General features: G+C 56.9%; 23 protein-coding genes. 17 read left to right on the forward strand and 6 right to left on the reverse strand.

Annotated elements, in window-relative coordinates; translation table 11 throughout:
- Nucleotides 1–127: 127 nt before the first annotated feature.
- A complete protein-coding gene (gene def, locus T9A_RS14430; RefSeq protein WP_035249793.1) occupies nucleotides 128–634 on the reverse strand; it encodes a peptide deformylase in 507 nt (168 codons plus the stop codon).
- 145 nt (nucleotides 635–779) lie between these two features.
- Here def and T9A_RS14435 point away from each other — a divergent pair, with 145 nt between their 5' ends.
- From T9A_RS14435 to T9A_RS14470, 8 genes are all read left to right on the forward strand, one after another.
- The gene (locus T9A_RS14435; RefSeq protein WP_035249795.1) at nucleotides 780–1,853 is read left to right on the forward strand and encodes a LysM peptidoglycan-binding domain-containing protein; all 1,074 of its coding nucleotides are present in this window, start codon (nucleotides 780–782) and stop codon (nucleotides 1,851–1,853) included.
- A 78-nt stretch (nucleotides 1,854–1,931) separates the two neighbouring features.
- A complete protein-coding gene (gene dprA / locus T9A_RS14440; RefSeq protein ID WP_035249798.1) occupies nucleotides 1,932–2,993 on the forward strand; it encodes a DNA-processing protein DprA in 1,062 nt (353 codons plus the stop codon).
- A gap of 116 nt (nucleotides 2,994–3,109) precedes the next feature.
- A complete protein-coding gene (locus tag T9A_RS14445) occupies nucleotides 3,110–3,328 on the forward strand; it encodes a hypothetical protein (protein ID WP_156964915.1) in 219 nt (72 codons plus the stop codon).
- Between the two features lie 38 nt (nucleotides 3,329–3,366).
- Complete coding sequence (locus T9A_RS14450) at nucleotides 3,367–3,957, forward strand: L-threonylcarbamoyladenylate synthase type 1 TsaC (RefSeq protein ID WP_232222128.1); 591 nt, start codon at nucleotides 3,367–3,369, stop codon at nucleotides 3,955–3,957.
- 27 nt (nucleotides 3,958–3,984) lie between these two features.
- Nucleotides 3,985–4,893 carry an oxygen-dependent coproporphyrinogen oxidase gene (gene hemF / locus T9A_RS14455; RefSeq protein WP_035249801.1) on the forward strand — a complete coding sequence of 303 codons (909 nt, stop codon included), beginning with the start codon at nucleotides 3,985–3,987 and terminating at the stop codon, nucleotides 4,891–4,893.
- On the forward strand, nucleotides 4,890–5,702 hold the full coding sequence (gene aroE / locus T9A_RS14460; protein ID WP_035249804.1) for a shikimate dehydrogenase: 813 nt from the start codon (nucleotides 4,890–4,892) through the stop codon (nucleotides 5,700–5,702). The genes hemF and aroE overlap by 4 nt, the downstream gene beginning before the upstream one ends.
- 3 nt (nucleotides 5,703–5,705) lie before the next feature.
- Entirely contained in the window at nucleotides 5,706–6,152 is a 447-nt protein-coding gene (locus tag T9A_RS14465) for an ion channel (protein WP_052043056.1), read from the forward strand.
- A 43-nt stretch (nucleotides 6,153–6,195) separates the two neighbouring features.
- Entirely contained in the window at nucleotides 6,196–7,173 is a 978-nt protein-coding gene (locus T9A_RS14470; protein WP_035249806.1) for a lipid A deacylase LpxR family protein, read from the forward strand.
- A gap of 247 nt (nucleotides 7,174–7,420) precedes the next feature.
- Here the strand turns inward: T9A_RS14470 and T9A_RS14475 are convergent, their stop codons facing one another.
- Nucleotides 7,421–7,957: a gamma carbonic anhydrase family protein gene (locus tag T9A_RS14475; RefSeq protein WP_035249808.1), complete on the reverse strand. Its 537-nt coding sequence runs from the start codon at nucleotides 7,955–7,957 to the stop codon at nucleotides 7,421–7,423.
- Between the two features lie 200 nt (nucleotides 7,958–8,157).
- Between T9A_RS14475 and prlC the strand changes: the two genes are divergently transcribed.
- The 6 genes from prlC (at nucleotide 8,158) to T9A_RS14510 (ending at nucleotide 15,967) form a co-directional block, all read left to right on the forward strand.
- Nucleotides 8,158–10,191: an oligopeptidase A gene (prlC, locus tag T9A_RS14485; RefSeq protein WP_035249813.1), complete on the forward strand. Its 2,034-nt coding sequence runs from the start codon at nucleotides 8,158–8,160 to the stop codon at nucleotides 10,189–10,191.
- Between the two features lie 118 nt (nucleotides 10,192–10,309).
- Nucleotides 10,310–10,504, forward strand: coding sequence for a YheV family putative metal-binding protein (locus tag T9A_RS14490; RefSeq protein WP_035249817.1), 195 nt, complete (start codon nucleotides 10,310–10,312; stop codon nucleotides 10,502–10,504).
- Nucleotides 10,505–11,074: 570 nt separating this feature from the next.
- Nucleotides 11,075–11,620 carry a fimbrial protein gene (locus tag T9A_RS14495; protein ID WP_232222129.1) on the forward strand — a complete coding sequence of 182 codons (546 nt, stop codon included), beginning with the start codon at nucleotides 11,075–11,077 and terminating at the stop codon, nucleotides 11,618–11,620.
- A gap of 71 nt (nucleotides 11,621–11,691) precedes the next feature.
- Nucleotides 11,692–12,411 (forward strand): fimbrial biogenesis chaperone, encoded by a 720-nt coding sequence (locus T9A_RS14500; protein WP_035249910.1) that lies wholly within the window; start codon nucleotides 11,692–11,694, stop codon nucleotides 12,409–12,411.
- Between the two features lie 30 nt (nucleotides 12,412–12,441).
- Nucleotides 12,442–14,952, forward strand: coding sequence for a fimbria/pilus outer membrane usher protein (locus tag T9A_RS14505; protein WP_232222131.1), 2,511 nt, complete (start codon nucleotides 12,442–12,444; stop codon nucleotides 14,950–14,952).
- Nucleotides 14,924–15,967: a fimbrial protein gene (locus T9A_RS14510; protein ID WP_198030674.1), complete on the forward strand. Its 1,044-nt coding sequence runs from the start codon at nucleotides 14,924–14,926 to the stop codon at nucleotides 15,965–15,967. Before T9A_RS14505 ends, T9A_RS14510 begins: the two co-directional genes overlap by 29 nt.
- On the opposite strand, the gene T9A_RS14515 is transcribed toward T9A_RS14510, so the two are convergent.
- The 3 genes from T9A_RS14515 to T9A_RS14525 all read right to left on the reverse strand — a co-directional run bounded on the left by T9A_RS14515 (nucleotide 15,964) and on the right by T9A_RS14525 (nucleotide 18,569).
- Complete coding sequence (locus tag T9A_RS14515) at nucleotides 15,964–16,305, reverse strand: hypothetical protein (RefSeq protein WP_035249822.1); 342 nt, start codon at nucleotides 16,303–16,305, stop codon at nucleotides 15,964–15,966. The two genes, T9A_RS14510 and T9A_RS14515, sit on opposite strands and share 4 nt — an antisense overlap.
- Nucleotides 16,306–16,460: 155 nt before the next feature.
- Nucleotides 16,461–17,660: an FAD-dependent oxidoreductase gene (locus T9A_RS14520; RefSeq protein ID WP_035249824.1), complete on the reverse strand. Its 1,200-nt coding sequence runs from the start codon at nucleotides 17,658–17,660 to the stop codon at nucleotides 16,461–16,463.
- Between the two features lie 132 nt (nucleotides 17,661–17,792).
- Nucleotides 17,793–18,569, reverse strand: coding sequence for a ferredoxin--NADP reductase (locus T9A_RS14525; RefSeq protein ID WP_035249827.1), 777 nt, complete (start codon nucleotides 18,567–18,569; stop codon nucleotides 17,793–17,795).
- A gap of 146 nt (nucleotides 18,570–18,715) precedes the next feature.
- Here T9A_RS14525 and T9A_RS14530 point away from each other — a divergent pair, with 146 nt between their 5' ends.
- Genes T9A_RS14530 through cobS form a run of 3 tightly spaced genes read left to right on the forward strand, consistent with a single transcriptional unit; the run spans nucleotide 18,716 to nucleotide 20,868 of the window.
- Nucleotides 18,716–19,600, forward strand: coding sequence for a LysR family transcriptional regulator (locus T9A_RS14530; protein WP_035249828.1), 885 nt, complete (start codon nucleotides 18,716–18,718; stop codon nucleotides 19,598–19,600).
- The gene (locus T9A_RS14535) at nucleotides 19,579–20,103 is read left to right on the forward strand and encodes a M23 family metallopeptidase (protein ID WP_035249830.1); all 525 of its coding nucleotides are present in this window, start codon (nucleotides 19,579–19,581) and stop codon (nucleotides 20,101–20,103) included. Before T9A_RS14530 ends, T9A_RS14535 begins: the two co-directional genes overlap by 22 nt.
- Before the next feature lie 30 nt (nucleotides 20,104–20,133).
- A complete protein-coding gene (gene cobS, locus T9A_RS14540; protein WP_232222132.1) occupies nucleotides 20,134–20,868 on the forward strand; it encodes an adenosylcobinamide-GDP ribazoletransferase in 735 nt (244 codons plus the stop codon).
- A gap of 108 nt (nucleotides 20,869–20,976) precedes the next feature.
- Here the strand turns inward: cobS and T9A_RS14545 are convergent, their stop codons facing one another.
- Entirely contained in the window at nucleotides 20,977–21,771 is a 795-nt protein-coding gene (locus tag T9A_RS14545) for a PdaC/RsiV family protein (RefSeq protein WP_035249835.1), read from the reverse strand.
- Between the last annotated feature and the right edge of the window lie 120 nt (nucleotides 21,772–21,891).

The raw sequence follows: 21,891 nt of genomic DNA on the forward strand, positions 1-21,891 counted from the left end.
TTGCAGGTGTGAGCCTATACTTAGCTGTCAGCCGCGCTTCATGGTCGGGCGCGGGCATCAGCTCCCCAAGACAATGACAAAACATGATCGCGCCTAGCCGCTAGAAGCTCGTAGCTAGTCACTGCTTTCATGCCTGCTGGCGGTGGATCTTTTCCAGCTTTTTCTTGATGCGATCACGCTTCAGCCGGGAGACATAGTCCACGAACAGCTTGCCATCCAGGTGGTCGATCTCATGCTGGATACAGGTGGCCAGCAGCTCGTCGGCCTCTTCCTCGAAGGTATTGCCGTCCCGGTCCAGGGCCTTGATATGTACCCGCGCCGGGCGTTGCACCTTCTCGTAGAAGCCGGGCACGGACAGGCAGCCTTCTTCATATGGGGCCACCTCATCGGTGAGCGGGGTGATCTCCGGGTTGATGAACACGCGAGGCTGGGTCTGGTCCTCGGACAGGTCCATCACGATCAGCCGCTGATGCACATCCACCTGGGTAGCCGCCAGGCCAATGCCCGGGCAGGCGTACATGGTTTCGAACATGTCGTCGATCAGTTTGCGAAGCTCGTCATCTACCTTTTCCACAGGCTTTGCTACCGTGCGTAGCCGGGGGTCAGGGAATTCCAGTATTTCCAGTTTGGCCATGTACCTTCTCGGAAGTTGCGATAGCACTCGAATTTCGGTTGCTAAATATATGATCGCATTGCTAATATCCAAAAGAAACCGTGTCCGTGAAACTCGGTCCACGGCCGCTCTCGGGGATGAGTCTAATAATGATAAAAGGAATCCGATGATGATGAAATCGGTCCAGCGCGCCCTGGCCTTCGGGCTGTTAGTGTCTTTATCCGGCCTGGCTGCTGCCCAGGTCATGCTCAAAGAGGGGCATCCCGGCAAGTATTTCGTCAAGAACGGCGATACCCTCTGGGATATCAGCGCCCGTTTTCTGCAAGAGCCCTGGCAATGGCCGGAAATCTGGCAGATCAACGAAGAAATCAGCAATCCCCATCTGATCTATCCCGGTGATGAGATCCGCCTGACCTATGTAGATGGAGAGCCCCGGCTGTCGGTGAAGCGCGGTGTGGAAGAGAAAACTTTACCCAACGGCACGGTCAAACTCACTCCTAAAGTGCGCGAGATCGCCAACGATGAGGCTATTCTCGCCATTCCTGCCGGCGCCATTGCCGCGTATCTGAAGGAAGGTTTGGTGGTCAGTCGTCAGGAGATTGCCGAGGCGCCCTACATCGTTGGGGGCCGTGATCGTCGGGTGATCTTTGGCGAAGGTGACACCGTTTATGCGCGTGATGCCATGACCCAGTGGGAAAATCTGGAACAGGGCTACGGTTTCTACCGGACCGGCGAGCAATACGTGGACCCGGATACCAACGAAGTGCTCGGCTACGAAGCCCGTCAGATTGGTCTGGGGCGTGTGGCCGGCCATGAAGAGGATATGCTGACTCTGCAGGTGACCAAGACCAGCGAGGACCTGCGGATTGATGACCGGCTGTTTTCCACCGAAGATCGCAGGGTTCGCTCCGTGCTGTACCCGTCGGCGCCGGATACCAAGATCGAAGCCAAGGTGATCCGTTTCTTTGATCGCATCAATAGCGTGGCACGTAACGATGTGGTGGTGGTCAACAAAGGTCTGCGTGACGGACTGAAAGAAGGCAATGTGCTGGATGTCTTTGGTCAGGGTGAGGCGGTCCGTGATCGCCAGCGTGGGGATATGGTGCGCCTGCCCAGGGAAAGGACTGGTTCCATGGTGATCTTCCGTGCCTTCGACAAGGTCAGCTACGGCTTGATCATGGAGTCCAAGCGTCCTATTTACATGCATGATATCGCCGAAAGCCCGGCGGGCAGCTACTGATTCATTAAGTTGCGGTAGCGCTCACCGCCGGAGTTTCGGCTCCTGACAACCCGTCAAACGCACACAAGGAGGTGGGCGATGGACGGACAATACAAACGCCTGCTATTGCAGGCGTTGTTTTCCCCGTCTTCCGCGGCTCTGGGCCGCGCTCTGAAACAGCAATCCATCGACCGCACTGCGCTGGCCGATTATCTCCCCCTGTTGCCGGCTGGCCTGAAAGAGCGGAGCAAGCTGCTGGATCACACCGGTTCCCTGACTGTGCATTACGAGTATCTGCGAGAGCAAGGTTGGCGCTGGCTGGCGCTGGGAGATGCGGACTATCCCTCCTTGTTGGCCCAGCTCGGGGACGCTCCCGGTGTGTTGGCGGTGCGTGGCAGTGTGGCGGCGCTCAATGCGCCCGGTCTTGCCATCGTCGGTGCGCGCAATGCGTCAGCGGACGGACTGGACAACAGTCGCCGTTTTGCCCGGGATCTGGCGGGCAGTGGTTTTGTTATCGTCAGTGGCCTGGCCCTGGGTGTGGATGCTGCTGCGCATCGGGGCGCGATCAGTAGCGGGCGCACGGTGGCCGTGCTGGGTAGCGGGCCGGATCGCATCTATCCGCCCCGCAATGCGGTGCTGGCCGGCCAGATCGTGGAGTCCGGCGGTGCCCTAGTCACGGAGTTTGCCCCCGGTGCGCCGCCGCTGCCGGCCCAGTTCCCCCAGCGCAATCGGGTGATCAGCGGGCTGAGTCTGGGCACTATTGTGGTGGAAGCTGCCATCAAGAGTGGTTCCCTGATCACCGCTCGCACCGCTCTGGCCCAGGGGCGCGAGGTATTCGCTATTCCCGGCAGTATTCACAATCCCTTGAGCAAGGGCTGCCATCAGCTATTGCGTGATGGTGCCAGCTGGCTTGAATCCCGGGAGGATATATTTCATGCCTTCGGTGACTTCCGGCGGAGTGTCGAAGCGGTGGGTATCAATGAGCCGGACTTGCCTGACTTGCTCCAGCACCTGACCGGGGGGCTCAATTCCCTTGATGTTTTGCAGGAGCGCACCGGCCTGCCGATCACCGATCTGGCAGGGCAGCTTTCCGAACTGGAACTGGAGGGCTGGGTAGAGCGAGTGGCCGGCGGCTACCTGAAACGCAGCGGTGAGACCTAGATCGGACTTGATGGCCCTTCCCTGCATACCTGCCCTGGCTCCCGTCTGATATTTGACCTTTTCTCGCCAGGGGCGGAATGTTGAAGGTGCCAGGGAGTCTGAATTCGAGGTGTGCCATGTTCGAGATCTATGTGCCCCTGCTGCGAGGACAAGGAGAATGGCGTGCAGTAGAGGCGGTCCATGTGGGAGGTATGCGCTACCGGATTATCGGCACCATGCCGGAAGGGGAGGAGTGGGCGTTCACCCCAGGTGAGGAGGTCGAGTGTGACACCACTGAGGTGAAGAAAGGCAAAAAGGTTCTGACGGCAAAACATCTGGCCCCTGTGCCTCTTTAACCAGTGCAATCCTGGGCTCTCTCTTGAGCCGGCTTCCTATGCAGGGTATTTTCCCGTCTTTCTTTCAGGGCGAGTTTCTCATGTACCAGCATCTGCATAGCGCGGCACAGATTATCCAGGCCGGTGGCGTGGTGGCTTATCCCACCGAATCGGTCTATGGACTGGGCTGTGATCCTTTCAATGAAGAGGCGGTATTGGATTTGCTGGCGATCAAGGAGCGGCCGGTGAGCAAGGGGCTTATCCTGATCGGCGCAGACCTGGCGCAACTCGAACCCTATATCCGCCTTACCGACAGTCAGCGTGAGCAAGTGGCAAGGCAATGGCCAGCACCGCTGACCTATCTGGTTGACGCCCGCGAAAGCGTACCCGCCTGGGTGCGTGGCGCTTTTACCAAGGTGGCGGTGCGGGTGCCGGATCACCCCTTGGCCAGAGATCTGTGCCGGGCCGTGGGCCAGCCGATCATTTCCACCAGTGCCAATATCAGTGGCCGCCCGGCGGCCCGCAATCAGTTCCAGGTGGCCCGTCAGCTTGGTGAAAGGCTGGACTTTATTGTCAGCGGCGCCTGTGACCGGGCCGCCAAACCCTCTACCATTATTGATCTGGAAAGTGGCCGCACCTTGCGGGCTTAAGCCAAGTAATACAAACCGGGAGACGGCATGTCAGAGGTATCACTGCAGGCGGTGAAGGACTACCTGCTGGAACTTCAGGACCGCATTTGCGAGGAACTGGCCGAGGAAGATGGCAGCGCCACTTTCCGTGAAGACAGTTGGGACCGCGAGCAGGGAGGGGGTGGCCGCAGCCGTGTGCTGGAAAACGGTGCAGTGATTGAGAAGGGCGGGGTGAATTTTTCCCACGTGTTCGGCAATCAGTTACCGCCGTCTGCCACCGCGGCCCGCCCGGAACTGGCCGGCCGCAGTTTCCAGGCCATGGGCGTATCGTTGGTTATTCACCCGAAGAATCCTTACGTGCCCACCAGTCATGCCAATGTCCGTTTCTTTGTTGCGGAAAAAGAGGGCGAAGATCCGGTGTGGTGGTTCGGTGGTGGTTTTGATCTCACCCCTTTCTACGGTTTCGAAGAGGATGTGGTGCACTGGCACCAGACCGCCAGGGATGCCTGTAATCCTTTCGGTGAAGACATCTACCCGGAGTTCAAAAGCTGGTGCGATGACTACTTTTATATCAAGCATCGTGACGAGCCACGTGGCGTGGGCGGACTGTTTTTCGACGATCTAAACCGCTTTGATTTCGAGACCTGTTTTGCGCTGATGCGCAGCGTTGGCGACGCCTATATTCAGGCCTACCGTCCCATTGTGGCAAGCCGCAAAGGGCATGATTATGGCGACCGGGAGCGTCAGTTTCAGCTCTATCGTCGTGGTCGCTATGTGGAATTCAACCTGGTCTACGATCGCGGCACCATCTTCGGGTTGCAGTCTGGCGGGCGCACCGAATCCATCCTCATGTCCCTGCCACCACTGGTGCGTTGGGATTACGACTGGCATCCGCAGCCGGACAGTGCGGAAATCGAGCTTTACCAAAAATTCCTGATTCACCGGGAGTGGTTATGACGGCCCTGTATTGTGTGTTCGGCAACCCGGTAGCCCATTCCCGCTCCCCGGATATTCATCATGCCTTTGCTGCCCAGCGCGATGATGATTTGCGCTATGAAAAGCGCGAAGCGCCACTGGATGATTTCATCGGCATGTTAAAAGCCTTTCGTGAAGAAGGGGGGCAGGGTGCCAACGTGACCGTGCCCTTCAAGGAACAGGCCTTCGACCTGTGTGATGCGGTCACCGAGCGCGCTGGCCAGGCGGCTGCGGTGAACACCCTGTGGTGGGATGGTGACCAGCTCCATGGTGACAACACCGATGGTGCCGGCATAGTAAAAGATATCCGCGACAACCAGGGCTGGGTGATTGCCGGCAAGCGGGTGTTGGTGTTGGGTGCCGGTGGCGCTGTGCGCGGTGTCATGGGACCGTTGCTGGCGGAAAAACCGACCCTGGTAAGGGTGGCCAATCGTACGGCCGAGAAAGCGGAAATTCTGGCTCGCCGTTTCATGAGCGGTGACAGCTCGCCGGTACTGGGTAGCGGGCTGGACGGTCTGACGGGCCAGTTCGACCTGGTCATCAATGCCATTTCTGCCGGTCTGCATGGCGAGATGCCGGACCTGCCCGGGGGGTTACTGGCGGAAGGCGCTGTGGCATACGACATGGTTTACGGCAAAGAGTTGACGCCTTTTATGATCTGGGCACAACAGCAGGGTGCGGTAGCCACTGCCGATGGTCTGGGTATGTTGGTGGAGCAGGCCGCAGAAGCCTTTGAAATCTGGCGTGGCTGGCGCCCGGATAGCGCATCGGTTATGGCCATGCTGAGATAAGTCATGGAGCACGAAGCCATCGTTTACGAAGTAATGTATGCCTCTGCGGTCAGCCTGTTCATGGTGCTGACCACAGTGACCTTGCATTACTGGACTCTGGCGGGGCTGTCGGCGTTGTTGAAACGCTGGAAGCGTTTTCGTGGAGAAATTCTGCTGGTTGTGATCACCATGTTTTTTGCCCATATGGTGGAAGTGACCCTGTATGCCCTGGTCTACCTGGTCCTGGATCGGGGCGATACTGCCATGAATCTGGCCGGTGCAGTGGATGGCAGTTTTCTGGACCACTTGTATTTTTCCGCTGCCTGTTATACGTCGCTGGGTCTTGGTGATCTCTATCCCGTGGGCACCTTGCGTCTTATTGCCGGGGTGGAAGCTCTGAACGGATTGATACTAATAACATGGTCCGCGTCGTTCGCCTTTCTGGTTATGCAGCGGCGGTGGCGTTTTTGATGTTGATAGCGGGGAACGTCTTTTTACCGAAAGAGGTATGGCCATGTCCGCGCGTGTTCTGTTGATCCTTTCCTGCCTGCTTCCCCTGTGTGGCCAGGCGTCTACCTTCGGGTTTTCCTGGGATAACGATTTGTTCGTCGGTTCCGATGGCCAGTACACCAATGGCGTGCGCATCAGCTGGGTGGGGGATGCCCATCATCGTTGTGAAAGAAATGGGACTTTCACCTGTGGTCTGGCCGCCGCGCTGGATCCGCTACCAGGCATCAGCCTGGTAGACGATAAGCATGCACTGACCCTTAGCCTGGAACAGATCATGATTACTCCGTCCGATCTCGCCAGGGAGACGCCGGACTTCAATGATCTTCCCTACGTGGGCTACAGTAATCTGGAGTTGGGATTGTTCAGCTGGAACGGCAACAGCCTGTTCGGCTACGGCGTGCGGATTGGCATCGTGGGTCCGGATTCCGGCGCTGAACAATCACAAAAAGTGGTGCACAAGATCACCGGCTCTGAGGAGCCCAAAGGCTGGGACAATCAGCTTGGCCACGATGCCATCGGCGGCGCCTATTTTATTCATGCCCATCGTCTGTTCCGGTATGTTCAGGGTCCGCTGGAAAGTGAAGTGGGTTATGCCTGGGGGGTGGATGCCAATAATTTTAATGGTACTGCCAGGGCCGGTGGGTTCTGGCGGATTGGTCAGAATTTACCGCGCAACTTTATTCCCGATTATGCGGGCATTGGTACTGCCGGTTCATTGGTGGGTTTGTTCGATGGCGAGGGGTTCGGCTGGGAAGTCTTTTTTGCCAGCTTTGGCGAGTACATCGGCTATTCCTACCTTGAAGAAAACAGTGGGCCCTATGATGTTGAGTCTCGTGACGGCATTCTCGGGCTGGTGCTCGGCGGCGGTATCAGGATGGATGATTTTTCCTTCACGCTGACCTTGCAGGGATCCTCATCGCCGACTCGTAAAAGCGATGATATTCTGAGTTTCGGGAATATGTCGTTTATGTGGAGGATCTAGCTACGAGCTACGCTGGTTGGATAGGGAAAGGCCAAGAAGTTCCCACGTAATCCGTGTTCTCTACGAAGCCGCGGTAGGAGCTATGCTTGCATGGCGAGCCGCGCTTGCGCGGAAATCGCCCGCAGGGCGATCAGGAATCTCAGAGCTCGACAGGTTTCAGAAATAACAGAACGACGGCTAGATTGATCTTCATTCCCCTCGCTACGCTCGGTTCGCGGCTCTAGTGCCGCTCCTACAGTTAGTCTCTTTACCCCTCCTCACCCAGATACCGATCCTTCAAGCGCACATAATTCCCGGCCACATAGGGCAGAAATTCCCTCTCTTCCGCGGTGAGGGCACGCACCTGCCGGGCTGGTTGGCCGCGGTAGAGGTAACCACTTTCCAGCCGCTTTCCAGGCCCCACCAGTGACCCGGCGGCGATGATCACGTCGTCTTCCACTACGGCGCCATCCATGACGATGGCCTGCATGCCCACCATCACCCGGTTGCCCAGGGTGCAGCCGTGCAGCATGGCCTGGTGGGCCAGGGTCACATCGTCACCGATCTGCAGGGCAAAACCGCCAGGGTTGAACCGGGAATCGTGGGTGATATGCAGCACAGCGTTGTCCTGGATGCTGACTCGGGCGCCAATGCGGATGGCATGCATATCTCCGCGAATGACGGCCCGCGGCCATACGGAGCAATCATCGCCCAGCACCACCTCGCCGATCACGGTAGCATCCGGGTCCACAAATACCCGTTCCCCCAACTGCGGGGCCTTGTCTTCAAAGCGGCGAATCCCCATCACTGATAAACTCGATAGCTGAATGTGGTCGTCAGGGAGGCCCATGAACAAGCCGCCCACCCGTATATTGATTGCCATACTGATCTTGCTTGGCGTTTTCCTGCTGAGCAAGTGGCTGATTTTCCAGACGCTGCTGCAACCGGACGAGACTACTCGTCAGCGCTTGCCAGCAGCGCAGACAGAACCAGGACAGGACACCCATGAGTAACAACCCGCTGATTGATTATCCGGAACTGCCGCCGTTTTCCAAAATCCAGCCAGAACACGTATTGCCCGCCGTGGAGCAATTGGTGGCGGATGGCCGCGCGCGCATCCAGCAGGTGCTGGCGGAGGGCAAGTTCGATTACGCCCATCTGGTGCAGGCACTGGATGAGGAAGACGACCGCCTGGGCAAGGCCTTCGGCCCTGCCGGGCATCTCAATGCGGTGGCCCAGAATGAAGCCCTGCGTAATGCCTACAACAGCTGCCTGCCGCTGCTCAGTGAGTACGGCACCGAAGTGGGCCAGAACGCACAGCTGTGTGCCGCCTACCAGGCGCTGCGTGACAGTGATGAATGGAGCTCGCTCAGCGAAGCCCAGCAGAAAGACATTGAAAATACCCTGCGTGATTTCCGCCTCTCCGGGGTAGATCTGCCAGATGACAAGAAAGCGCAATACATGGCCAACTCCAAGCGACTGTCTGAGCTGACCAGCCAATTTTCCGACAATACCCTGGATGCCACCCAGGCCTGGACCAAACACATTAGCGATGAGGCGGAGCTGGATGGCCTGCCCGACAGTGCCAAAGCCGGTGCCGCCGACCGGGCAAAGGCGGACGGAAAGGACGGCTGGTTGCTGACGCTGGATGCGCCGGTCTTTATTGCCGTCATGAGCCACTGCAAGAACGCCGAGCTGCGCAAGGAAATGTACGTGGCCTGGACCACCAAGGCCTCTGATCAGGGTCCTCAGGCTGGCCAGTTCGACAACACCGCCATCATGGATGAAATCCTCAAATTGCGGCACGAACAGGCGCAACTGCTGGGGTTTGCCAACTTTGGCGAAGAGTCCCTGGCCACCAAGATGGCTCGTGATGTGAACGAGGTGATTCAATTTCTCGAGGACCTGGCCAAACGGGCCAAGCCCCAGGCGGAACAGGAACTGGCGGCATTGAGGGCCTTTGCGGCCGAGAAGGGTGCCGACGATCTGAACCCCTGGGATATCGGTTTCTGGAGCGAGCGGCTGCGTGAAGAGCGCTACAGCATTTCCGAGGAAGAGCTGCGCCCCTGGTTCCCGGCGGATACCGTGATCAACGGCATGTTTGCCGTGGTCGGAAAGCTGTTCGGGATTCAATTCCGGCAGCGTGATGATGTGGACCTGTGGCACGAGGATGCGCGTTTCTACGAGCTGGTGGACGACGATGGCAGCGTGCGTGCGGCTTTCTATCTGGATATGTATGCCCGCACCGGTAAGCGCGGTGGCGCCTGGATGGATGACGCCCGCATTCGCCGTCGGCGCCCGGACGGCAGTCTGCAAACGCCGGTGGCTTATCTGACCTGCAACTTCGCGCCGCCCGCCGGTGGCAAGCCGGGCCTGCTGACCCACGATGAAGTGGTCACCCTGTTCCACGAGTTCGGCCACGGCCTGCACCACATGCTTACCGAACAGGATGTGTCCGGTATTTCCGGCATCAACGGTGTGGCCTGGGATGCGGTGGAGCTGCCCAGTCAGTTCCTGGAAAACTGGTGCTGGACGGAAGAGGGCATCGCGCTGATCTCCGGCCATTATGAAACCGGTGAGCCCCTGCCCAAGGAGAAGCTGGAAAAAATGCTGGCCGCGAAGAATTTCCAGGGTGCCATGCAGATGGTGCGGCAACTGGAATTCTCCCTGTTCGACATGCGCATTCATGCCGAATACCAGGAAGGGCTGGATATTTATCAGGTCCTGAACGAAGTGCGTGAGCAGGTATCAGTGATACAGCCACCCGCGTTCAACCGTTTTCCCAACAGCTTCGGGCACATTTTTGCCGGCGGCTATGCGGCGGGGTATTACAGCTACAAATGGGCGGAAGTGCTCTCCGCGGATGCTTATTCCCGTTTCGAGGAAGAAGGCGAGTTCAACGAAGACACCGGCCGTGCCTTCCGTAGCGAAATTCTTGCCAAGGGTGGCAGCCGCGAACCCATGGAACTGTTCAAGGCCTTCCGCGGCCGCGAGCCCAGCGTGGAACCCCTGCTGCGCCATTGCGGTATCAACGGATGATAATCTCATAAAACCTCACCGTAGGAGCGGCGCTTGAGCCGCGAACTGTACTTGGGAAAGCCTTCGCAAGCAGGTTCGCGGCTCAAGGGCCGCTCCTACGAAGGGATAGGGAGCAACCATGAAACGCCAATTTATTGCCGGTGCCACCTGTCCGGAGTGTGGGCAGATGGACAAGATCCAACGCGTCATCGACGCCGACAAACAGTGGATGGAATGTGTGGCCTGCGGGGCGACAAAGGATCTGGATGCCAAACCCCCAGAAGCTAGCGATGCTTTGGCTAAACCGGTCACCCTGCAGCCAGCAAAGAAATAAGGTTTTCCTTTAGGCGCGGAGCGCAGGAGGGAATCGTCGTTTCCTTCAGAGAACGCCGAAGGCAGTCGGCAGCCGCTTGCATTTCCTTCCCCTCCCCCCCTGAAAGTAGCGCCAGTGGCGTTATTCACTGACGTCTCTGCTGGAGGCGTTGCACCACACCCTTTCTCCTCCGCCGCTACCGCTTATCCCGGCCGCAGTCCCGGTCCGTGACAGGCAGTTTCAATGCCCCTGTTCATATCAACGGTTGTCCGTTTTCCCGGCAAGTGCGAGGGGGAGGCTTATTACTCATTGTTTATTAGAAACATGAAATATTGAATCACATTCATGCTTTGATGGATTTTAATAATAAAAGCGTAGGACCCATAAAATAAAGTAAGCGCTAATAACTATAAAGGTGACATCAGGATGATCAATCGTTATTAGAGTGTGTAAAAAAGTAAGCAAAGGTATCCAATTTTACAAATAACTTTCCTCAAGCCGTGCTAAGTTCCATTCCGCTGTCTGTTATGTGAACTATTTCACTAAAACAAATAGCGAACTCAGTTGCGACCACCCAAAGAGGGAACTTCCATGCGCGTGAAAAAGCTTATTCTGGTTTCTGCCGTCGCGGTATTGTCTGCACCGGCCCTGGCGGTAGACGGTACTATTACATTCAATGGCCTGGTGACTGATCAGACCTGTGAAATCACCACTCCTGCGGGCAAAGACTTCACTGTCACTCTGCCCACAGTGTCTGCCAGCACGCTGAATGCGGCCGCTCAAACTGCCGGTCGTACGCCTTTTTCTATCAATCTGTCCAACTGCAGCAGCGATGGCAAAGTAGCGACCTACTTCGAGCCGGGCCCGACCGTTGATTTCGACACTGGCCGTTTGGTTAACCAGGCCAACGCTGCCGATGCTGCCACCAACGTACAAATTCAGTTGCTGGGCGAGAACAGCCTGTTCATTCCGGTTCAAGCTGCCGGTGCTGGTGGTGCGCAAGACAACTCCCAGTGGGTTGACGTAACCGCAGGCGGTGCTGCTGATCTGAACTACTACGCTGAATACTACGCTACCGCTGCAGCGACTGCCGGTACGGTTAATACCTCCATTCAGTACACCATCATCTATCAATGATGACGTGATGGCAGCTCCCGCCTCCCGGGGGCTGCCAACAATCTGAGCCGGGTAATGCAATGTTATTAAGAATGAAACTGTTCTTGCTGAGCGGCTTTCTGCTGTCGGCAGAGTGGGCGAGTGCCAGTGTGATTATTGATGGCACCCGTGTGGTTTATCCACAAAAAGCCCGCGAGGTGACTGTGCAGCTTCACAACACAGGTGAAACACCGTCGCTGGTGCAATCGTGGGTAGACGAAGGTGATAAGGATGCAACACCGGATTCGAGTTCGGCACCGTTCATCATTACACCACCCATTTCCCGTATAGAAGCGGGCTCTGGGCAGGCATTGCGCTTGACCTTTACCGGCAGGGATTTGCCCTCTGACCGGGAATCCTTGTTCTGGTTGAACGTTCTGGAAGTGCCTCCGGCACCGGAAAGTGCCGAGGACAAGAATCTTATGCAGTTGGCGTTTCGTTCAAGGCTGAAAATTTTTTATCGCCCTGTTGGTCTTGCAGGTAGGGCGAATTTATCAAGCCACTCTCTTGAGTGTGGTTTTGAATCAGAAAACAGAGTCATGAGTTGCACCAACCCAACGCCTTACCACATAAGCGTTGTCAAGTTGGAGCTGGTCCATGAAAGCGGAGAAACGGATCCGGTTGAAAAGGGGCTGATGTTTTTGCCTTTTGCGACACATGATTTCGAAATCGGCTTCAAAAAAGATGTCAGGCAGGGAACAAAAGCCGTTTTTACATCGATAAATGATTTTGGTGGGGCGGTAGAAGCTAGCATCGATATATCCCAACGATAACGGAATAAACGGCCTAGAGGTCTGGTAAGGATGCCAATGCTGTCGGCGTTATCAATCAATAAAAGCTTCGCTATCGGTATGGCCATCCTGGCTGTCGGGTTTTGGTGTGGTACTTCCTATGCACAGGATGAACCTGCATCGTTCAACTCATCTTTCCTGATGGGTTCCGCCAGAGACATGGATACCTCCTTGTATAGTCACGGCAATCCTGTGTCGGCAGGCGAGTACCGGCTGGATATGTATGTTAATGGCCAGTGGTTTGGTAAACAGGATATTGTTTTCAAGCCGGTGCCAGGAGAAAAAAGCGCAGAAACCTGCTTTACCGCTGAGGAGCTTCAGTTCTATGGCGTCGACGTTGAGTCTGTCGGGGCGCCAGATATTGAGGTAAAAAAGTGCAAACCCCTTTCTGAATGGATTGGGCAGGCGCAATCTCGCCTCGAGATTTCCTCACTACGCATGGATCTGACCATTCCTCAGGAAAATATGCGCCGCGAGGCGAGAGGTTACGTGAATCCTGAGCTATGGGATCGTGGTATTGATGCCGGTTTTATCGGCTACGACCTGAATGCTACAACTATCCGTGCGGACGAATCAGGGTCTGGAATCTCAAACAGTGACAACCTTTATCTTGGTATGAATTCCGGTGTGAATGTTGCGGGGTGGCAGCTCCGGCATAACTCCAGCGTATCAAGGCGGTCCGGTGATGGTTACGATTTTCAGAAGACTTCCACATTTGCGCGTCGCGCGTTCTCAAAAATTCGTAGTAATCTGACCATTGGTGATAGCTTTACCAGTGGCGAGTTGTTCGATTCCGTAGCGTATCGAGGCATGAACCTTTCCAGTGAGGATCGCATGCTGCCTGATTCCATGCGTGGTTATGCCCCGGTGATTCGGGGCGTGGCTTCGACTAATGCCCGTGTCGAAGTTCGCCAGAACGGAAATCTTCTCTATAGCACCACAGTATCACCCGGAAACTTTGTCATTGATGATCTTTATCCCACAGGTTTCGGGGGAGATCTGGATGTGCTTGTCACCGAAGCTGACGGCCAGCAGCGCACCTTTAGTGTGCCCTATTCTTCCATTGCACAATTGCTGCGCGAGGGCATCGGTCGGCATAGCGTTACCGTGGCGCAACTACGCAATGACGAGCTGGAAGATGAGCCTCTGTTTATGCAGGCCACGTACCAGCGTGGCCTGTATCATGACATTACCGGTTACCTGGGCAGTACAGTCAGTCAGGGTTATCGCTCTGTTTTGGTAGGTGCTGGCCTGGCCACAGAGCTGGGTGCCTTCTCCTTTGATGTGACCCGATCGCAAACAGAATTCAGGAATAATGACGACAAGTTTGGTAATAGCGTTCGTATCAATTATTCAAAGATGCTGAATCAGACCAACACCAACTTTACGCTTGCCGCGTATCGCTACTCTACAAAAGGTTTTTATGGTCTGTCGGATGCCATGTTTGCCAGAGAGTTTGATGAGCAGCAGTTGAGTCTGGCAGCGCTGAGAAACCAAAAGAGCCAGTTTCAGCTGACATTGAATCAGTCTCTTGGTCGCCGCTACGGATCTTTATACTTCACCGGCTCTGTGCGTGATTTCTGGGATACTGAAGGTGAAACCAAGCAATACCAGATGGGCTATAACAACCGCTTCAGGTCTGTTAGCTATGGTATTTCTGCAATCCGTACCACAACCCAGGAAGGCGATGCAGATAATCAGTTTGATCTTTCCTTCACCATGCCAATCGGTGGTGGTTATAGCGGTCAATATATTGATGGTGGTGTTTCACTGGATGATGACGGTTATACATCGAGCCGTGCCGGTATCAATGGCTATGGTGGTGACCGCAACCAGTACAACTATGGTATGCGGGTAACTGATAACGAACAGAATGGTTCCACGGTTGGAGTAAACGGTGAATACCGGAGCCGCTTTGCGTCTGTTAATGGTTCCTACAGTTACAGTGATGATTACCAGCAGGCCTCTGCCGGTGCGCGTGGCGCTTTTGTGGCGCACAAGGATGGCATAACCATGACACCGCAACACGGTGACACCATGGTGCTTATTGAAGCCAAGGATGCCAAGGGTGCCGGAGTGGTAAGTGCCTCTGGTGTAGAAGTCGATGACTTTGGTTATGCGGTTTTACCCTATGTAACCCCTTACCGGATGAATCGCATCACTCTGGACCCCAACGGCATTGACAGAAATGTTGAGCTGAAAGGAACCAGTCGCAAGTTGGCACCTTATGCCGGTTCCATCACCAAGATGACATTCGAGACAGAAAAAGGCCTTCCCATACTAATAAAAGCACACCGTCGTGATGGCATCAGTCTCCCTTTCGCTGCCAGAGTCTTTGATCTGTCTGGAAATGAAGTGGGTGTGGTTGGTCAGAGCAGTGTCATTTTTGTTCGCAGGGAGCAGCGTCAAGGGGTGTTGACGGTGAAGTGGGGTGGTGAGCAGTGCAGGCTGACCTATCAACTTGGTGATGTGTCTCCAGAACAGGAGTTCGGTTTTGAAAAAACCAATGCGATTTGTCACTGAGCGATTTGATGGCATGGCGGCGTACTGTTTATCCGTCAGCATGCTGTGTTTGCTGAGTATTACAGGTCATGCAGCTTGTTATGTGTCATCCGGATTTAGCGCTCAGGACGTGCGCATGGAATTGGGCCGTGTCCTGATCCAGCCGGATTTGCCGGTCGGGGCGATCATTCAGACCCTGCAAGTGCCGATTACCGCAAAAAACAATGCCGGGTCCTGTAACTTCGGAGGCTTTTCCAGAGGGGAGCTGGTGCGCAATCCTTCTGCTGTCCCCGGGTTTTCGAATGTGTATCAAACGGATGTGCCGGGGGTGGGGATTCGGCTTTACCGGGAAGCGGGTGATATATCGACCTACTATCCTCACCAGATCAATTTCAGCGGCAACCGGCAGTTAAACCTGATTGGCGGGTACTTCAAAGTGGAGCTGGTAAAGACGGCAGCGGCCACCGGGTCCGGGCCTGTTGGCCCCCCGGGATTGTTTTCAACGTATTATCTCGATGGTTCTGGCATTAACCGACCGGTTCTTACCTCCACGTTGACGGGGCAAGGGATCACTATTGTTAATTCATCCTGCCAGGTCGATGCGGGCTCAAAAAATATTGCCGTTAACTTCGGCTCGGTTTCCAACCGTGATTTTAGCGGGGTAGGGTCGAGGGTGAATCCGAGAGATTTCGAGATCCGTATGCGTTGCCAGGGCGGCAATGTTGCCGGTCTGGATCAGGGGCTCATCAAGGTAAGGTTTGATGGAACCCAGGACACATCAAACATGCCGGGTGTGCTGGCCATTGATAGTGGTCCGGCATCGGCTAGTGGTATTGGCATTCAGCTTAATCAGACGCTGGGAGGCACCGAGCAGACGGTTTCTTTAGGTGAAGGCGTTACCCTGGGCCGCACTCCTGTTAACGATTCGGCGGAGTTTGTGTTGCCCATGCGTGCTTACTATATCCAGACCCAGCCAGGCACAGTTGGCGCAGGGACCGGTAATGGAAGAGCCACGTTCACCATTGAGTACCATTAATGGTACTCAATGACATAGCGCATACTGGTCGGCTCCGTGCCAGAAGACGCAATACGCTCCTGAAGGTGTCCTGACCGGGTCTCTACCGCCACAGATTGGGTGTGACTGGATCCGGCGACAGGCTCAAGGTAGGTCTTGGCAATGTGCTGCCCGGCAGACAGCCCCTGATTGCCGCAGGAGTTCACGATCACGTCGGTATAACCGGCCTGGTTCTGCGTCCCCGGTTGGCAAGACGCATAAACAACCGCTCCCTGGAATGAGATCGTATTGCTGGCCATGGCTGCTGAGGCAGACAGTGCGAGTAGCGCGGCGATCCCTGTTCGGCTTGCAGTATTCATGGTGCCCCCTTCGATCACTGTTTAGTTATTTTGTCTAAGCGCGAAGGTTTATTTCTAGTACTTTTTCATTGGTTTTATGTAGTGATTGGCGTGCTCTTTTACATTTTCAGCACTGAAAGGTGGAAAATGGAGGATGACCGGTTGCGGCAGAAGGATCAGTCGAGCAACGAACATTTCCGTCCCGCCACCGTCTTTGCCATCTGCATGCGCAGCCATGGCACTCTCTCCATGATCGGAAAGAGCAGGTCCCGCCCGGTGGATACGTTGCGGCTATGGGATTGAAACGCCGGGGTCAGCCAGCGGCTCATGCGCTGGTAGAAGCGGATTTGTGGCTCCCGCTGGCGATGATAGTGCGCCCAGGCCTGGGGCCAATTGTCCGTGTTGGCCACGGCCTGGCCGAGAGCCCGGGCATCCAGCAGGGCCATGTTGGCGCCCTGGCCCAGTTGCGGGCTCATGGCATGGGCGGCATCGCCAATGATGCCCAGCCGATTTTCCCCCCAGTGATGCATGATTACATCCCGGTAGGTGGCGGGGAGCAGCTGTTTCTGGTGTGTCAGGGGAGCCAACACTGATTCCAGTTGCGGCCAGAGCGTGAGTGCCTGCTGGCGCCAGCCGGCAAAATCAAAATCCGGGTGCTGCCAATCGTTCATCTGCGCCACCGGCAGGCTCCAGAAAAAACTGGCCAGGGCTTGCTCCGGCTGATCCGGGCGGCAGCCGGTGGGCAGGATGCCAGCCATCTGTCCGGCCTGGTGGTAGCGCTGTTGCAGCAACGGTGCCGCAAACGATTCGACCATGGGCTGCATGGCCCACATGGCTCCCCAGGGATAAAGCCGGTCATAGCGGGTCCAGGCGGCCGGGCGTAGACGGCTGTGGCTGCCGTTAGCAATCAACACGGCATCAAAGGACAGCCGGCAGGGCTCACCTGCCTGCTCGGCGATCACGGTGGCGTGATCCGCCAGGGTTTCCACGGCACTGACCGTGCAGTCCATCAGCCGTTGGTGTGGGAGTGTGTGCAGGTGCTGGTCCAATACATGGCAGAGACTGGCACGGTGCACGCCCAGGCCGTGGCTGTGAGCGTCCAGGCTGCGGTAGGTGGTGTTCATGATGCGCCGGCCTTCGCGGGTGTGGCCGACCAGAGCATCGACGCGGGCGCCGTAGCCGAGCATCGCCTGATACAGCCCCATCTCCTTGAGTACCGACAGGCCGGTGGGTTGTAGTAAAAGACCGGCCCCCACTGGCGCCAGTGCCTTGGCCCGTTCAATCAGGGTGATGTGGTGCCCTTGTTCGGCGAGCAGGGCGGCAGTGGCCAGGCCGGCGGTGCCGGCGCCGATAATGGCGATGGATTGTGGTTGCACTGATGAGCGTCCTTCCCCGAAAAGGCTTGCTCATGCTAGCAGAGCAAGGTGCTATGGTTTGGGCAAGGATCAAAAAAAACGGGCCGCGAAGCGGCCCGTAGCGTGTTGCGTGCAAGCATGTAGGCGTTTAACTCATTTCTCAACAAACGCCCGCTCGATCACATACTCACCCAGCTCGCCGCCGCGGGTTTCCTTGAAGCCCCAGCCATCGAGAATTGCCTGGGTATCCTTGAGCATGGCCGGACTGCCGCACAGCATGAAGCGATCGTTTTCCAGGCTCGGGGTTGGCAGCCCCAGGTCCTCAAAGATCTTGCCGCTGGTCATCAGGTCGGTGAGGCGGCCCTGGTTGCGGAAGGGTTCGCGGGTCACCGTCGGGTAGTAGAGCAGTTTGCCTTTGACGAATTCACCGAAGAATTCGTTGTTGGGCAGCTCGCTCTGAATAGTGTCCTGATAGGCCAGTTCGGATATATGGCGCACCCCGTGGGTAAGGATCACCCGGTCGTACTGGTCGTAGACCTCTGGGTCCTTGATGATGCTCATGAACGGTGCCAGGCCGGTGCCGGTGGACAGCAGCCACAGATTCTTGCCCGGAAGCAGGTGGTCGGCTACCAGAGTACCGGTGGGCTTGCGGCTCACATAGATCTTGTCACCCGGCTGGATGTTCTGCAGCTGGGAGGTGAGCGGGCCGTCCGGCACCTTGATGCTGAAGAACTCCAGTTCTTCCTCATAGTTGGCGCTGGCGATGGAGTAGGCACGCAACAGCGGGCGGCCATTGTCCTGTTCCAGGCCGATCATGGTGAAGTGGCCATTCTTGAAACGGAAACCCGGGTCCCGGCTGGTGGTGAAGCTGAACAGGGTGTCGTTCCAGTGGCGCACGCTGGTAACGGTTTCAGTATTCAAATTAGACATAATTAATTCAGCGCTTATTCCAAAACTCCAGTTGGTGGAAATTTAATCGAAGAAGGTTTATCGGTAAAATGGGTAATTCCGATAGAATATATCGGTAAATACGATATAAGGGCTCGTCCACCTTTGCAGACAGCCCGGAGGGAGCCATGAAATTTACTCTGCGACAGCTCCAGGTCTTCCTGGCCACGGCGCACCACGAAAACATCAGCAAGGCAGCGGACAGCCTCAGCATGAGTCAGTCCGCTGCCTCCGGGGCGCTCAAGGAACTGGAGACCCTGTACGATCTGAAGTTTTTCGAACGCGCAGGGAAGCGACTCAAGCTCAATGAGGTGGGGCGTCAGTTCTGGCCGCGGGCGGAGGCGTTGCTGGCCCAGGCCCGGGAGCTGGAGGCAGACCTGTTGTCGCACCGGGATCTGGGGCGCCTGAATGTGGGGGCCACGCTGACTATCGGCAATTATCTGGCGGTGGGCATCATGGCCGATTACATGGCAGAACAGCCCGGCGCCCGAGTACATCTGGAGGTGGCCAACACCCGGAACATCGTGGAGCGGGTGTTGGCGTTCGAGCTGGATCTGGGCCTGATTGAGGGCGAGCTGAACCACCCGGATCTGGAGCTGCTGCCCTGGTTGGAGGATGAGCTGGTGGTGTTTTGCAGCCCGAGCCATCCGCTTGCCGGTAAGGAAGCACTTACCGATGAAGAGCTGCGGGCGGCCCAGTGGATTGTCCGCGAATCCGGTTCCGGCACCCGGCAGACCTTTGAACGTGCCCTGCATGGACTGGTGCCGGAGCTGGATCTGGCCCTGGAGCTGGAGCATACCGAGGCGATCAAGCGGGCGGTGGAAACCGGGCTGGGCATCAGTTGCCTGTCGCGGGTATGTCTGCGCGAGGCCTTCACTCGCGGGTCGCTGGTGGAATTACCGGTGCCCCACCGGGATTTCAGCCGTGATTTCTACTTTGTACTGCATCGCCAGAAATACCGCAGCCCGGGCATTGAGAGGTGGCTGGAATTATGTCGCGCTTGCGCCGGATAACCGGTTACAGCCTGATCGGGCTGACACTGCTGCTGGCTCTCGGGTTGCTGCTGCCGGAGGGGCGCCAGGTTCCCGTGCAGGGCGCCGACAGCAACGACTGGCACCCGCAGACGTTCTGGTATCATCCCTGGGGCAAGTCCGGAGTGCACAAGGGCGTGGATATTTTTGCCACCAGCGGCACGCCGGTACTGGCCAGTAGCGGCGGTCTGGTGCTATTTCGCGGCGAACTGGCCCGGGGCGGCAAGGTCGTTCTGGTGCTGGGCCCTCGTTGGCGGCTCCACTATTATGCGCACTTGGCGGACATTGCCGATACCGGCCCCTGGCTATGGGCCGGGGAACCGCTGGGCACCGTGGGCAATAGCGGCAATGCGATCGGCAAGCCGCCCCATCTGCATTATTCGCTGGTCAGCCTGTTGCCGTTGGTGTGGCACGCTGACGGTGCACCGCAGGGCTGGAAGAAGATGTTTTACCTTAACCCGCTGACGCATTTTGATGTGCGCTAACCTGTTGCTGCTGAAGGAGATCCCGTCATCGTGAAACAGGAGTGGCAGGCGTTCTGGCTGGCAGTGGGCTTCCTGACCCGGATTCCCATGCCGGTGACGATCGACTATTCACAGACGCTGATGAACCGCTCCAGCCTTTACTTCCCTTTGGTGGGGCTGTTGCTGGGCGGGCTTTATGCGGCGCTCTTTACCGGCCTGGCCGCGTTCTGGAGCCTGCCGGTGTGTATCGGTCTGGTGCTGGCCTTCCATCTCTGGATTACCGGTACTTTCCATGAGGATGGTCTGGCGGACAGCATGGATGCCCTGGGCGGCGGCTACACGGTGGCGCGGCGGCTGGAGATCATGAAGGACAGCCGCATCGGCACCTACGGTGCGGTGGCGTTGTTCGTGGCGCTGGGCCTGAAGGTTGTGTTGCTGATGGATGCCGAACCGGTCTGGCTGGCCCTGCTGGTGACGCCTGCCATCGGGCGGCTGACGCCCTTGCTGCTGATGCGTTTTCTGCCCTACGTGACCGACCCGGATACCAGTAAAAGCAAACCGGTGGCGGAGGCCTTCAGCGGACAGCGATTGCTACTGGCCACACTCTTTACCGTGGTGGTGGCGCTGCTGTTTTCGGTGTGGCTGCCTGCCTTGCTGGCAGTGGGGGTGGTCGCTCTGCTGTGGGGCGCCAGCCTGAAGCGGCAGCTGGGTGGCTATACCGGGGATGCATTGGGGGCCAGCGTGGTGTTTACCGAGTTGGTGTTTTTGTTGGGTTTGGCTCTGTAGGGTGAATTAGCCGCAGGCGTAATCCACCATGCATGCTCCTATTCCAACCATCACGCCTACGATGAAAAAGGTGGATTACGCCTGCGGCTAATCAACCCTACGTTTCCATCAGGGGTTGAGGTATTTCCCCCGCACAATCCCGTCCAGTTTTTCATACGGAATGGTCAGTTCCGGTTGCCCCATGGCATAGGGGGCGATGTGGTAGACGTTGTAGTGCAGCACCAGGCCGCTCTTGCCGAAGTAGACATTGTCGGTGGGATCGAAGGGCCAGCTGTCGCGAAAGGCCTGATCCAGCTCTTCCTTGTCCAGCCATTGCTGGTGCTGGTGACGGGCCAGCTCCCAGAAAGCCTGTTTTTTACCAGGCTCCAGCAGGTCAGCAAGGGTCAGTTTTTGCTGGCGAGCCAGGTCCCAGTGGAAGTACTGCACGCCGGGCTGGCCATGGGCGCCACCGGTGTATTCGTAGCTGTCCATGCGCAGGGTAAGCAGGTCGCCCCGACGGGTTTGACGCTTGATGGTGGCATTCAGCTCCCAGCCTTGTTTGGACGCCATGGCCATGTCTGAGGCATCGGCAAGGAAGGCATCCACCAGGCTTTCGATGGTGCCGTCATGGGGGGTGCTGCCCTGATTCTGAACCAGCATGCCGGCCAGTTGGGTGGTGATCGCCTCATTCAGGGTCGGCTGGTTTTCAAAGGTGATCCAGGCCAGGTTCACTTTCGGGCAGCCGTCGCCCTGGCATTGTTCATCGGTTTTTTCCAGGGTGTGGAGAATGCGCACCAGCTCACCGGTATGCCCCTGGGCGTCGGCGGTGCCCTGTTTTGCGGCAGACGGGTCGGTGTCCTGATTTTTGTTATCACAACCTGCCAGCAGTGCTGCTGCGAGCAGGAACACAAATGTCATGCGCATGGGATAGCCTTTTCGGGAAATTCGGGATGCGGGCATTTAACGGCAGTCGCCTTGCCTTTTGCAACCATGGACCTGGCAGGCTACTGAAAAACCCGTTGCATGCTCAGCGTGGCCTGAAGT

It is taken from the genome of Alcanivorax jadensis T9 (genome assembly GCF_000756655.1).
Lineage (GTDB): Bacteria > Pseudomonadota > Gammaproteobacteria > Pseudomonadales > Alcanivoracaceae > Alcanivorax > Alcanivorax jadensis.